The organism is Pontibacter ramchanderi, assembly GCF_002846395.1.
Lineage (GTDB): Bacteria > Bacteroidota > Bacteroidia > Cytophagales > Hymenobacteraceae > Pontibacter > Pontibacter ramchanderi.
Genome location: NZ_PJMU01000002.1, coordinates 529,585 through 543,649 on the forward strand (window position 1 = coordinate 529,585; position 14,065 = coordinate 543,649).

Annotated in this window: 11 protein-coding genes and 4 tRNA genes; all 15 read right to left on the minus strand. The window is 45.5% G+C overall.

Annotated elements, in window-relative coordinates; genetic code table 11:
• Window positions 1-3: 3 nt before the first annotated feature.
• The 15 genes from rpsL to BD749_RS09280 all read right to left on the minus strand — a co-directional run bounded on the left by rpsL (window position 4) and on the right by BD749_RS09280 (window position 14,028).
• Window positions 4-420, minus strand: coding sequence for a 30S ribosomal protein S12 (rpsL, locus tag BD749_RS09210; protein WP_076669251.1), 417 nt, complete (start codon window positions 418-420; stop codon window positions 4-6).
• A gap of 106 nt (window positions 421-526) precedes the next feature.
• Window positions 527-844 carry a DUF3467 domain-containing protein gene (locus BD749_RS09215; RefSeq protein WP_101444084.1) on the minus strand — a complete coding sequence of 106 codons (318 nt, stop codon included), beginning with the start codon at window positions 842-844 and terminating at the stop codon, window positions 527-529.
• 6 nt (window positions 845-850) lie between these two features.
• Window positions 851-5,176: a DNA-directed RNA polymerase subunit beta' gene (gene rpoC, locus BD749_RS09220; RefSeq protein WP_101444085.1), complete on the minus strand. Its 4,326-nt coding sequence runs from the start codon at window positions 5,174-5,176 to the stop codon at window positions 851-853.
• A 101-nt stretch (window positions 5,177-5,277) separates the two neighbouring features.
• Complete coding sequence (rpoB, locus tag BD749_RS09225) at window positions 5,278-9,156, minus strand: DNA-directed RNA polymerase subunit beta (RefSeq protein ID WP_101444086.1); 3,879 nt, start codon at window positions 9,154-9,156, stop codon at window positions 5,278-5,280.
• Between the two features lie 151 nt (window positions 9,157-9,307).
• The gene (gene rplL / locus BD749_RS09230; protein WP_007654319.1) at window positions 9,308-9,688 is read right to left on the minus strand and encodes a 50S ribosomal protein L7/L12; all 381 of its coding nucleotides are present in this window, start codon (window positions 9,686-9,688) and stop codon (window positions 9,308-9,310) included.
• Window positions 9,689-9,730: 42 nt separating this feature from the next.
• Window positions 9,731-10,255 carry a 50S ribosomal protein L10 gene (gene rplJ, locus BD749_RS09235; RefSeq protein WP_101444087.1) on the minus strand — a complete coding sequence of 175 codons (525 nt, stop codon included), beginning with the start codon at window positions 10,253-10,255 and terminating at the stop codon, window positions 9,731-9,733.
• Window positions 10,256-10,259: 4 nt separating this feature from the next.
• A complete protein-coding gene (gene rplA, locus BD749_RS09240; RefSeq protein ID WP_101444088.1) occupies window positions 10,260-10,952 on the minus strand; it encodes a 50S ribosomal protein L1 in 693 nt (230 codons plus the stop codon).
• A gap of 16 nt (window positions 10,953-10,968) precedes the next feature.
• Window positions 10,969-11,412 (minus strand): 50S ribosomal protein L11, encoded by a 444-nt coding sequence (gene rplK, locus BD749_RS09245; RefSeq protein WP_018476831.1) that lies wholly within the window; start codon window positions 11,410-11,412, stop codon window positions 10,969-10,971.
• A gap of 12 nt (window positions 11,413-11,424) precedes the next feature.
• Complete coding sequence (nusG, locus tag BD749_RS09250) at window positions 11,425-11,982, minus strand: transcription termination/antitermination protein NusG (RefSeq protein WP_101444089.1); 558 nt, start codon at window positions 11,980-11,982, stop codon at window positions 11,425-11,427.
• Window positions 11,983-11,991: 9 nt separating this feature from the next.
• Window positions 11,992-12,183 (minus strand): preprotein translocase subunit SecE, encoded by a 192-nt coding sequence (secE, locus tag BD749_RS09255; RefSeq protein ID WP_101444090.1) that lies wholly within the window; start codon window positions 12,181-12,183, stop codon window positions 11,992-11,994.
• A gap of 27 nt (window positions 12,184-12,210) precedes the next feature.
• Window positions 12,211-12,283: transfer RNA gene (locus BD749_RS09260), tRNA-Trp, on the minus strand.
• Window positions 12,284-12,391: 108 nt separating this feature from the next.
• A complete protein-coding gene (gene tuf / locus BD749_RS09265) occupies window positions 12,392-13,579 on the minus strand; it encodes an elongation factor Tu (RefSeq protein WP_101444091.1) in 1,188 nt (395 codons plus the stop codon).
• Between the two features lie 69 nt (window positions 13,580-13,648).
• A tRNA-Thr gene (locus BD749_RS09270) sits at window positions 13,649-13,720 on the minus strand.
• A 112-nt stretch (window positions 13,721-13,832) separates the two neighbouring features.
• Window positions 13,833-13,905 (minus strand) — tRNA-Gly (locus tag BD749_RS09275).
• Window positions 13,906-13,945: 40 nt separating this feature from the next.
• A tRNA-Tyr gene (locus BD749_RS09280) sits at window positions 13,946-14,028 on the minus strand.
• Between the last annotated feature and the right edge of the window lie 37 nt (window positions 14,029-14,065).

A 14,065-nucleotide genomic window follows, 5' to 3' on the forward strand; every position in this document is an offset into this window, starting at 1 on the left:
CAATTATTTTTTCTTTCCACCCTTACCTGCGGCAGCAGCTGGCTGTCCTGGCTTAGGTCTTTTCGCTCCATACTTAGAACGAGACTGCAGACGACCGTTAACACCGGCAGTATCCAATGCGCCACGAACGATGTGATAACGAACGCCTGGAAGGTCTTTTACTCTACCTCCTCTGATCAGCACAATAGAGTGCTCCTGAAGGTTGTGACCTTCACCAGGGATATAAGCATTCACTTCTTTACCGTTTGTAAGTCTAACCCTAGCTACTTTACGCATAGCTGAGTTTGGCTTCTTAGGAGTGGTTGTGTACACTCTTGTGCATACGCCACGACGTTGTGGGCATGAATCTAAGGCTGGAGATTTTGAGTTATAAGTCAACTTCTCTCTTCCTTTTCTTACTAATTGCTGTATAGTAGGCATTTATAATTTGTTAATTATAAGATATTTTTCACTCTAAAATTTGGTCTGCAAAGGTAGGAAAATCACTTTGCAAATTCAAAATTTTAATCCATTAATTATTAGCACCTTAGGCTTCACCTATCGTTCCACCGAAGTTCATCGGGAAAGACGGTGCCTCCTTTGCCGGCTTAATTTCCCCAAAGCTGTTTTCAAATTTCTGAATGTTATCAGCCAGAGCTGCCAACAATCTTTTGGCATGCTCTGGCGTAATAACGATTCTCGATTTCACTTTCGCTTTAGGCAAACCTGGCATCAGTCTAATAAAATCAATTACAAATTCACCACTGGAATGAGCGATCATGGCCAGATTGGCGTACTCTCCCTCTGCTATCTCTTCAGATAGCTCAATGTTAATTTGATTCTGATTTTTTAGTTCCTCTGCCATACCTGCTTATCTGTTATTCTGTAGCTCCTGCTGTCTGGCGCGGCTTCCTACTCCAGACTTTTTAGATTCTACTAATGAATCATACTCTTCCTGGCTGCCAACAATTAGGTTCTGATATTCGCGCAGACCTGTACCAGCCGGAATCAAGTGACCTACGATCACATTTTCTTTCAGTCCAAGTAATTCGTCCGCCTTACCTTTGATAGCTGCTTCGCTCAGTACTTTTGTAGTTTCCTGGAACGAGGCTGCAGAGATAAAGCTTTGCGTACCTAATGAAGCCTGCGTTATACCTTGTAGTGTCGGACGAGACACAGCTGGTGATGCATCACGTACAGTCACCAGCTTCAAGTCACGACGCTTCAGGCTGGAGTTCTCGTCACGCAGTCTTCTGGCCGTCACGATCTGACCTGGCTTCAGGTTGGTAGAGTCACCTGCATCCTCAACAACTTTCATGTCGATGATGCGGTCGTTCTCCTCCATGAAGTTCACCTTGTCCACAACTTGATGCTCTAGGAAGCTGGTGTCACCAGCGTCGATGATCACTACTTTCTGCATCATCTGGCGTACTACCACCTCGATGTGCTTGTCGTTGATCTTCACACCCTGCAGACGGTATACCTCCTGGATTTCATTTACCAGGTACTCTTGCACTGCACCCGGACCCTGAATGTTCAGGATATCAGTTGGCGTAATCGCACCGTCTGACAGCGGCATACCTGCACGAACAAAGTCATTGTCCTGTACCAGGATGTGCTTAGAAAGTGGAACCATATACTTTTTCTTCACACCGTCTTTCGACTCAATGAAGATTTCACGGTTACCACGCTTCACGCTACCATAGGTTACTACACCATCGATCTCTGAAACAACCGCTGGGTTAGATGGGTTACGTGCCTCGAATAATTCTGTCACGCGTGGAAGACCACCTGTAATGTCGCGTGTTTTACCAATGGCTCGTGGAATCTTCACCAGGATTTGACCGGCTTTGATCTTCTCACCATTTTCTACTGTCAAGTGAGCTCCTACTGGAATGTTGTAGCCTTTCGACTCGCCACTCTTCGGATTCACGATGATAGCAGGGTTCTGTGTCTTATCTTTTGTATCGATAATTACTTTCTCACGGTAACCTGTCTGCTCATCTGACTCCTCACGGTAAGTGATACCCTCGATGATCGATTCGTAAGCAATTTCTCCGTCGAACTCAGAAAGAATAACCGCGTTATATGGATCCCATACACACAGTTGATCATTCTTTTCAACTTGCTGGCCTTCATTTACTGTAATGAATGAACCGTAAGGCACGTGGTTGCTGATAAGTAACTTACCTGTAGCAGGGTCAACAATCTTCACCTCACCTGAACGTCCCATTACTACTTTCACTGGCTCACCTTCGTTGTTGATAGTGTCGATCGTACGAACATCTTCGAACTCGATCTTACCCGCGAACTTAGCTCTGATCATCGCATCTACTGCAATGTTAGAAGCAGTACCACCCACGTGGAATGTACGGAGTGTCAACTGTGTACCAGGCTCACCGATGGACTGCGCAGCGATTACACCAACAGCCTCACCTTTCTGCACCATAAAGCCTGTCGCCAGGTTACGGCCGTAGCACTTTGCACATATACCACGTTTTGACTCGCAGGTCAGTACCGAGCGAATCTCCACTGTTTCGATAGCAGTATTTTCGATAGCGCGTGCAATCTCCTCTGTCACTTCTGAACCTGATTCTACGATCAGTTCATTGGTGATTGGATCATATACATCGTGTACAGTCACACGGCCCAAGATACGCTCAGAAAGCGACTCCACGATATCTTCGTTGTCTTTCAGTGCACTTACTTCCAGACCTCTCAGTGTACCGCAGTCCTCCTCGTTCACGATCACGTCCTGTGATACGTCTACTAGTCGACGCGTTAGGTAACCAGCATCCGCAGTTTTAAGGGCCGTATCGGCAAGACCTTTACGAGCACCGTGTGTAGAGATGAAGTACTCGATTACATCCAGACCTTCCTTAAAGTTAGAAAGGATTGGGTTCTCGATAATCTCACCTACTGAGCCCTGCAATGATTTCTGAGGCTTAGCCATCAGACCACGCATACCTCCGAGCTGACGAATCTGCTCTCTCGAACCACGGGCACCAGAGTGCATCATCATGAAGATCGAGTTGAAGCCTTGATCATCATTCTCCAGACGGCGCATCAACGTTTCCGTGATCTGGTTGTTGATACGAGTCCAGATATCAATTACCTGGTTGTAACGCTCGTTGTCTGTGATCAGACCCATCGAGTAGTTCTGCCATACAGCATCTACATCTTTCTTGGCCTGAGCCACCAGGATGTCTTTCTCTGCTGGAATCTGGATATCACCCAGACCCATTGACAGACCACCTTTGTAGGCAGACTGGAATCCTAGTGTTTTGATATCGTCCAGGAAGTGAGCGGTACGTGCCATACCTGTCTCTTTGAAGACTCTGGAAATGATCTGCTGAAGTTTCTTCTTCGTTAGCAGTTCATCGATGTAGCCCACTTCTTCCGGAACAAACTGGTTGAAAATCACGCGGCCAGCTACTGTCTCGATCAGTTTTGTCTCGAGTTCGCCTTTGTCGTTTTTAACCTTGGTTCTTACCTTAATGTAAGCCTGCTTAGACAAACGACCTTCATTGATAGCGATGATTACTTCCTCTGCTGAGTAGAAGCTCATGCCTTCACCAGGTATAGTTTCGTTTTCTGTGCTACGCTTTCCTTTTGATACATAGTATAGACCAAGTACCATGTCCTGAGAAGGTACCGCAATTGGCGCACCGTTCGCAGGGTTCAGGATGTTGTGCGAAGCTAACATCAGCATAGAAGCTTCCAGAACAGCAGCAGGTCCCAGTGGAACGTGCACGGCCATCTGGTCACCGTCAAAGTCGGCGTTGAATGCCGTACAAACCAGTGGGTGCAGCTGGATCGCCTTACCTTCGATCAGTTTCGGCTGGAATGCCTGAATACCTAATCTGTGGAGCGTAGGAGCACGGTTAAGGAGCACTGGGTGGCCTTTCAGCACGTTCTCCAGGATATCCCAAACAACAGGGTCCTTACGGTCTACAATTTTCTTGGCTGACTTTACAGTCTTTACAATGCCTCTTTCAATCAGCTTGCGGATGATGAACGGCTTGAAGAGCTCAGCTGCCATGTTCTTAGGCAGACCGCACTCGTGCAGCTTCAGTTCAGGACCAACCACAATTACCGAACGGCCAGAGTAGTCAACACGCTTACCAAGCAAGTTCTGACGGAAACGCCCCTGCTTACCTTTCAGCATGTCAGAAAGTGACTTCAGCGCACGGTTACCTTCTGCACGAACAGCGTTCACTTTACGTGAGTTGTCGAACAGGGAGTCAACCGCTTCCTGGAGCATACGCTTCTCGTTACGAAGAATTACTTCAGGAGCTTTGATCTCGATCAGACGCTTCAGACGGTTGTTACGAATGATCACACGACGGTAAAGGTCGTTCAAGTCAGACGTAGCGAAACGACCACCGTCCAATGGAACAAGCGGACGAAGTTCTGGTGGAATAACAGGTACCATGCGAATGATCATCCACTCTGGTCTGTTTTCGATTCTGGTTGCGGCGTCACGGAATGCCTCTACTACGCGCAGGCGCTTCAACGCATCAGCTTTACGCTGCTGCGAAGTCTCGTGTGCAGCAGCGTGACGAAGCTCGTAAGACAGGTCGTCCAGATTCGTACGCTCCAATAGCATCTGCAATGCCTCAGCACCCATCTTCGCGATGAACTTGTTTGGATCATTGTTGTCCAACATCTGGTTCTCACGAGGGAGCTTGTCAATCATATCCAGGTACTCGTCTTCGGTCAGGAAGTCCAGTGTGTTCACACCATCTTCTGCCAAAATACCTGGCTGGATTACTACATATCTTTCATAGTAGATGATCTGGTCAAGCTTCTTGGTCGGTAAGCCTAACAGATAACCGATTTTATTCGGAAGAGATTTGAAGTACCAGATATGTGCCACTGGAACTACCAGTTCGATGTGGCCCATGCGTTCGCGACGCACTTTCTTCTCAGTAACCTCTACACCGCAACGGTCGCAGATGATACCTTTATATCTGATTCTCTTATACTTTCCGCAGTGGCATTCCCAGTCCTTTACAGGTCCGAATATTCTTTCGCAGAATAGACCACCCATCTCAGGCTTATAGGTTCTATAGTTGATTGTCTCAGGCTTTGTAACCTCGCCATTTGATCTCTCCAGAATCGACTCTGGAGAAGCCAAGCTGATCGTTACTTTGGAGAAGTCCTGAGTTAGCTTTTTGTTTTTTGCAAATGCCATATTATTACAATAATGTCGATACAATGAATTGCCTTACAGCTAATCTGTATAAAGTGCGCTAAGCGCCCTGACTTATGCCAGGACGCTCAGCTTATACTTTATTACTCTAGTGTGATCTCGAGTGCCAAACCTCTCAACTCGTGAATCAATACGTTGAATGATTCAGGGATATTTGGCTTTGGCAACACGTCGCCTTTCACAATTGCCTCGTAGGCTTTTGCACGGCCGATCACGTCGTCAGATTTCACTGTAAGAATTTCCTGCAGTACGTTAGAAGCGCCGAATGCCTCAAGAGCCCACACCTCCATCTCACCAAAACGCTGACCACCGAACTGGGCTTTACCACCCAATGGCTGCTGTGTGATGAGTGAGTATGGTCCAATTGAACGGGCGTGCATCTTATCGTCAACCAAGTGACCCAGTTTCAGCATGTAGATTACACCTACCGTAACCGGCTGATCAAAGCGATCCCCAGACAGACCATCGTACAGGTATGTACGGCCAAAGCTTGGCAAGCCAGCTTCTTTTAATTCTGCCTGAACCTGATCTTCAGTGGCACCATCGAAAATTGGGGTAGCATATGTTCTACCCAATTTCTTACCCGCCCATCCAAGTACAGTCTCGTAGATCTGACCGATGTTCATCCTTGAAGGTACACCCAGTGGGTTCAGCACGATATCCATTGGTTCACCTGTCTCCAGGAATGGCATATCCTCCTCACGCACGATACGGGCAACTACACCCTTGTTACCGTGACGACCGGCCATCTTGTCACCCACTTTCAGCTTACGCTTCTTCGCGATGTATACCTTGGCTAACTGCACGATACCTGCTGGCAACTCATCTCCTACCTCCAGTGTGAAACGCTCACGTTTGAAGTGCGCAGAAGTGATGTTGCGGCGCTTGTTGTAGTTCTTCACAAGCTCAACCAGCATGCTGTTGGTTTTCTCGTCGGCAGTCCAGTTCTCCAAAATCAGGTCTTTGAACATGTTCACCTCTTCCGGAACCGCATAATTACTTTCGTCTTTGTATGGGTTCTTCTCAGGGAACAAGGCTTCAATGATGTTCTTTCTAGAGAACTTAACACCTTTTGTCAGGATCTCGTCACCGAACTTGTGCTTGACGCCCTGTGAAGTTTTGCCTTCCAGCAATGCCACCAGTTTATCAACCATTACATTCTTAATGGCGTTAAGATCCTTCGAGTATTTCACTTTAAGCTCTTCAACCTCTTTCTTAGACTTAGCACGCAGGTTTTTGTCTTTTTTAGGTCTGGAGAAAAGTTTTGTCTCAATTACTACACCGTTCAGTGATGGCGGCGCCTTAAGCGATGCATCCTTCACATCGCCGGCTTTGTCACCGAAGATCGCACGCAAAAGTTTTTCTTCCGGAGTCGGGTCTGTCTCACCTTTTGGTGTAATCTTACCGATCAGGATGTCACCTTCACGAACCTCAGCACCGATACGGATGATACCGTTCTCGTCCAGGTTCTTCACGGCTTCCTCGCTCACGTTCGGAATCTCAGAGGTAAGTTCTTCTTCACCACGCTTCGTCTCACGAACTTCAAGTTCGAATTCCTCAATGTGGATAGAAGTGAAGATGTCATCTCTTACTACTTTCTCAGAGATAACAATAGCATCCTCAAAGTTGTAACCTTGCCATGGCATGAACGCCACCTGCATGTTACGACCGATGGCCAGTTCGCCATTGTTCGTAGCGTAGCCCTCGCAAAGCGGCTGTCCTTTTGTTACACGCTGACCTGTGTAAACGATCGGCGTCAGGTTAATGCAGGTATCCTGGTTCGTTCTTCTGAACTTGATCAGGTTATAAGTCACATACTCCGCATCAAAGGCAACCAACTTCTCTTCTTCTGTCAGATCGTATTTTACGACGATCTTATTCGCGTCTACAAAGTCAATCACACCGTCACCTTCAGCGATAACAAGTGCTCTTGAGTCGATAGCTGCTCTCCTTTCCAGACCTGTACCTACAATTGGAGCCTCTGGCTTCAACAGTGGAACGGCCTGGCGTTGCATGTTCGAACCCATCAGGGCACGGTTGGCGTCATCGTGCTCCAGGAATGGAATCAACGAAGCCGCTACCGATACGATCTGGTTCGGAGCAACGTCCATGTAGGTATAAGTCTTAGGTTCTTCTACAGGGAAGTCACCCTCGAAACGACCTTTTACTCTATCATTAACGAAGTTACCATTCTCATCAATGATGGCATTTGCCTGTGCAATGTGATGGGTATCTTCTTCTTCAGCTGTCAGGTATTCAACGGTCCCATCCATCTCTACTACTCCCTCATTCACTTTGCGGTAAGGAGTTTCGATGAAGCCCATGTGGTTAACGCGAGCATGTACACATAATGAGGATATCAGACCGATGTTCGGACCTTCCGGTGTTTCAATAGTACACAGACGACCGTAGTGCGTGTAGTGAACGTCACGAACCTCGAAACCGGCACGCTCTCTTGAGAGACCACCTGGTCCGAGTGCAGATACACGACGCTTGTGCGTCACTTCTGCCAGCGGGTTAGTCTGGTCCATGAATTGAGAAAGCTGGTTCGTACCGAAGAACGAGTTGATTACTGAAGACAGCGTACGCGCGTTAATCAAATCAACAGGTTTGAAGTCTTCGTTATCGCGCACATTCATACGCTCTTTGATCGTTCTTGCCATACGGGCAAGGCCTACACCAAACTGCGCATAAAGCTGCTCCCCTACTGTTCTTACACGACGGTTGCTCAGGTGGTCAATATCATCCACAACAGCTCTTGAGTTGATCAAACCGATCAGGTATTTTACGATCAGGACTATGTCCTCATTCGTTAATACTTTAGCATCCCAGTTTGTATCAAGACCCAGCTTTTTATTGATCCTATAACGACCAACTTCTCCTAAGTCATAACGCTTATCTGAGAAAAACAACTTCTGGATAATATCACGAGCAGTTTCCTCATCTGGAGCCTCAGTATTACGAAGCTGACGATAGATCTGCTCTACCGCTTCCTTCTCCGAGTTTGAGTTGTCCTTCTGTAGCGTGTTATAGATAATGGCGTAATCCGCAATGTTTACATTCTCACGGTGTAGAATGATAGACTTGGTACCCGAATCTACTATAACATCGATGTCGTCTTGAGTGATTTCTGAGTCACGCTCTAAAAGCACTTCATTACGATCAATCGAAACTACTTCACCAGTATCTTCATCAACGAAGTCTTCTGTCCAGGTGCGAAGTACGCGAGCAGCTAATCTTCTGCCTATTGCATTCTTCAAATTAGACTTCGTAGCAGGTAATTCTTCAGAAAGACCGAATAGATCAAGGATATCTTTATCTGTTCCGTAGCCAATGGCACGCAAAAGGGTTGTTACAGGGAACTTCTTCTTACGGTCGATGTAGGCATACATAACGTTGTTAACGTCTGTCGCAAACTCAACCCAAGAACCTTTAAAAGGAATAATTCTGGCAGAATAAAGCTTAGTTCCGTTTGTATGTTTGCTTTGCGCAAAGAATACACCCGGTGATCTATGAAGTTGAGATACAATAACACGTTCAGCACCATTGATCACAAAAGAGCCTTTCTCAGTCATGTATGGGATGTTACCCAAGAACACTTCCTGCTCTATTGTTTCAAAGTCCTCATTGTCTTCGTCGTTACATATCAGACGAAGCTTTGCCTTAAGTGGAACCGAATAAGTGAGCCCTCTGTCAATACACTCGTCTACGGAGTATTTTGGAGGATCTATGTGATAGTCGATAAATTCGAGAACAAAGTTTTCTCGAGAATCAGAAATAGGGAAGTTCTCGGCAAACACCTTGAACAAGCCTTCCTGTGCCCTGTTTTCTGCTGGTGTTTCCAGCTGAAAGAAATCCTGAAAAGACTGCAGCTGAACATCTAAGAAGTCAGGGTAGTCAATTACTGGATTTATTGAGGCAAAATTGATTCGCTCTGTCGTTTTATTCTTAGCCAAAGCCATGGAATTTTAACGTTTACAATATGATTCCAGCACATAACCGTTGAGTTGGTTACGGGCAAAAAAAGGATTCAAATTTGAATCCGTATACAAACAGGAAAAGACCTGACGAATCTGCCAGGTCTACCTGTTGTCGGTATGTTGGTAAGTGAGATTATTTAACCTCTACTTCAGCACCAGCTTCTTCCAAAGATTTCTTCAGTGATTCAGCTTCGTTCTTGTCCACACCTTCTTTCAAAGGCTTAGGAGCGCCGTCTACCAGTTCTTTAGCTTCTTTCAGGCCAAGACCAGTCAATTCTTTTACAAGCTTAACAACTGCAAGCTTAGATGCACCAGCTGACTTAAGGATTACGTCAAAAGAAGTTTTCTCTTCTGCAGCAGCTCCTCCTTCAGCAGCACCACCACCAGCCATCATAACTGGAGCAGCAGCAGCTGGCTCGATACCATACTCATCCTTAAGAATTGTAGCTAGTTCATTAACCTCTTTCACAGTTAAGTTTACTAACTGCTCAGCGAATGCTTTCAAATCTGCCATTTTATTGAAATTAAAAGTTACTTATTGATTACGTTTTTAAAATTATTCTTTTTCAGATAGGGTTTTCAGGATGCCGGCTAATTTGCCGCCGCTGCTCTGAAGAGCAGAAACAACATTCTTAGCTGGAGACTGAAGCAAGCCGATGATATCACCGATAAGCTCGTTCTTAGACTTGATGCTAGCCAGTGTATCCAGCTGGTTTTCGCCGATGTAGATACCGCCATCAATGTAAGCACCCTTCAACAGTGGAAGTGTGTTACCTTTCTTTCTGAAGTCTTTCAGAAGCTTACCAGGAGCATTACCTGATTCAGCAGAAAACAAGATACCAGATGATCCTTTCAGGATTGCTTCCAGATTAGAAGTGTCTGCTTCTAAGGTATCAAGTGCTTTCTTAATGAAAGTGTTTTTGTAAACTTTGTACTCCAAGCCTCTATCAAAGGCCAATCTCCTGAACTGGTTAATGCTGGCTACGCTCATGGTAGAAGCATCTGTGATATAGAAATAGTTAGTGTTCGCTAACTTCTCGCTCAGGTCTTTTACAATTATCTCTTTTTCTTCCCTGGTCATGTTCTTAGATAGTTGCGTTCTTGTCAACGATTACGGCCGGGCTCATTGTACTAGACAATGTTATGCTCTTAATGTAAGTACCCTTTGCTGAAGATGGCTTCAGGCGGTTCAGTGTAGCAATTACTTCAGCAGCGTTTGCAGCTAGTTGCTCAGGCGAGAAAGAAACTTTGCCAACACTTGTATGGATGATACCATACTTGTCAACTTTAAAGTCAATCTTACCAGCTTTTACTTCTTTCACTGCTTTAGCAACGTCCTGAGTAACTGTACCAGACTTAGGGTTTGGCATCAGGTTACGAGGACCTAGAATTCTACCTAAACGACCTACTTTAGCCATTACAGCAGGCATCGTGATAATCACGTCTACATCTGTCCAGCCTTTTTCAATCTTTTGGATATAGTCATCCAGACCTACGAAGTCAGCGCCTGCATCTTTTGCTTCCTGCTCTTTGTCAGGTGTAACAAGTGCCAGAACTTTTACGTCTTTACCGGTGCCATGCGGAAGGGTAACAATACCACGAACCATCTGGTCGGCTTTGCGAGGGTCAACGCCTAAGCGTACATCAATATCAACAGAGGCATCGAACTTGGTAAAAGTGATCTCTTTTACAACTGAAGCCGCATCTGTTAAAGAATACTCTTTTGTCAGGTCAGCCTTTTCAAGGGCTGCTTTCCTGTTCTTTGAAATCTTCGCCATTATCCTTTAACTGTTATTATTCGTTCCATGGAGCGTTTCCAGACACTGTAATACCCATGCTTCTGGCTGTACCTGCTACCATTTTCATGGCAGACTCCAGTTTGAAAGCATTTAAGTCAGGCATTTTCAGCTCTGCAATCTCTCTTACCTGATCCCAAGTAACTGAACCTACTTTGTTACGGTTAGGCTCTTTTGAACCTCCCTTAATTTTAGCAGCATCCATTAACAATACTGGAGCAGGTGGCGTTTTAATAACGAAGTCAAAAGACTTATCTGCGTATATTGTAATCAACACTGGTAACACTTGTCCTGGCTTATCCTGGGTTCTGGCATTGAATTGCTTACAGAATTCCATGATGTTAAGACCTTTAGAACCAAGTGCAGGTCCAATCGGTGGCGATGGGTTCGCGGCACCTCCCTTTACCTGAAGTTTCAGGTAACCTTTTATTTCCTTTGCCATTATTTGTATTTACTACGATTCTTTTTCTACCTGCATGTAATTCAACTCAACTGGTGTGTTACGGCCAAATATTTTCACCATAACATTGAGCTTCTTACGTTCTTCGAACACTTCTTCTACAGTACCTGAGAATCCACTGAAAGGACCGTCCATCACTTTCACCATTTCTCCGACTAAGAACGGAGTATCCAATACTTCTGCTTGCTCTTCCGCTTCGTCTACAGTACCCAATATTCTGTTTACCTCTGACTGGCGTAAAGGAACCGGCTTTTTATTTTGGCCTCCCTCGTTTGATCCAAGGAAACCAATTACACCCGGCGTGCTGATAATAATGTGTTCAGCTTCACCATGTGAAAGATCAGCTTGTACCAGTACATAGCCTGGAAAGAAATTCCGCTCTCTGATTTTCTTTTTTCCTCCTCGCATTTCGTATACCTTTTCAGCCGGTATAAGAACCTGAGGAACGTACTCTCCAAGATTTTGTCTTATTACTTCGTTCTCTAAGTAAGCCTTCGCCTTTTTTTCCTGTCCGCTCACAGCGCGAACCACGTACCATTTTAAATCAGCCATAGACTTAAATTAAAATTGGTTGTAAAACCAAGACAGCGAAGAGTCGAAAACAAAATCCATAGCTCCAACAACTAGAGCAAAAATCAAAGACCCAATCAAAACCAATACAGAGCTATTCTGCAATTCAGAATATGCAGGCCATGAAACTTTGTTTTTCATTTCCTCCACTGTCTCGTCTATGTAGCCTTTTACTTTGCTCATTGCCTTCGCTTTAATAGATTAAAATTGCACGGGTGGAGAGACTCGAACTCCCAGCCAATGGTTTTGGAGACCACTACTCTACCAATTGAGCTACACCCGTAAAAAAATGCACACCAATTTTAATTGGAGTGCAAATTTATTTAAAAGAATATTAAAAACAAACCCGTTCCTGAAAAAGATTCCAGAAACGGGCTAGTTTTATATCTTATTAGCTAAGGATCTCAGTTACCTGACCGGCACCTACGGTTCTACCACCCTCACGGATAGCGAAACGAAGACCTTTCTCCATTGCTACAGCGTTGATCAGGTTTACCTCGATGGTGATGTTATCACCAGGCATAACCATTTCTACACCTTCTGGCAGCATGATCTCACCAGTAACGTCTGTTGTTCTGAAGTAGAACTGTGGACGGTACTTGTTGAAGAATGGCGTGTGACGACCACCTTCTTCTTTAGAAAGAACGTAAACCTCAGCTTTGAATTTCGTGTGAGGCTTCACAGATCCTGGCTTACAGATAACCATACCACGACGGATATCAGTTTTCTCAATACCACGCAGCAGAAGACCTACGTTGTCACCAGCTTCACCACGGTCAAGGATCTTACGGAACATCTCAACACCAGTAACAACTGACTTAAGGTTCTCAGCACCCATACCAAGGATTTCAACTGGCTCACCAGAGTTGATTACACCACGCTCGATACGGCCTGTAGCTACAGTACCACGACCAGTGATAGAGAACACGTCCTCTACTGGCATCAAGAATGGAAGGTCAGTCAGACGGGCAGGGATTGGAATCCAGCTATCTACTGCAGCCATCAGCTCCTCGATAGTCTTCACCCATTTCTCGTCGCCGTTCAAGCCACCAAGAGCAGAACCCTGGATAACTGGAATGTTGTCGCCGTCGAAATCGTAGAAAGAAAGAAGCTCACGGATTTCCATCTCAACAAGCTCAAGAAGCTCTGGATCGTCCACCATGTCAACTTTGTTCATGAATACTACCAGCTGAGGTACACCTACCTGACGAGCAAGAAGGATGTGCTCACGCGTCTGTGGCATTGGACCATCAGTTGCAGCAACCACAAGGATAGCACCGTCCATCTGGGCAGCACCAGTAACCATGTTCTTCACGTAGTCAGCGTGACCTGGGCAGTCAACGTGAGCGTAGTGACGGTTCTCAGTTGCGTATTCTACGTGAGAAGTATTGATTGTAATACCTCTTTCTTTTTCTTCTGGAGCGTTATCAATAGAAGAGAAGTCGCGAAGTGCAGCAAGACCTTTCTTAGCCAAAACTGTAGTAATGGCAGCAGTCAAAGTTGTTTTGCCGTGGTCAACGTGACCGATAGTACCGATGTTTACGTGCGGTTTGGAACGGTCAAATGTTTCTTTAGCCATTGTATGATAATTAAATTAAGGTTAAAACGTTTAAGTATGTTGCGTTAATTATACACGTAACGGACTTTGAGCCAACGATGGGAATTGAACCCACGACCCCTTCCTTACCAAGGAAGTACTCTACCCCTGAGCTACGTCGGCTTTTGCCATCACTTATCTTAAAAATGAGTTTATACTAAAAAGGAAATCCATCTGCATGAAATTCCTTACAAAGCAACCCATATTTGATAAGCAGCACGCTGTTTGCTTATTGAGCGGGAGACGAGGGTCGAACTCGCGGCCTATAGCTTGGAAGGCTATCGCTCTACCAACTGAGCTACTCCCGCTTTTAATGCAGCAAACCATTAAAATGCGTGGTCTTAATTGTGGGGAGAGCAGGATTCGAACCTGCGAAGTATCACTACAACGGAGTTACAGTCCGTCCCATTTGGCCGCTCTGGAATCTCCCCTAATATTCAACCTGACTGACTTATTCAGCCCTCCTTT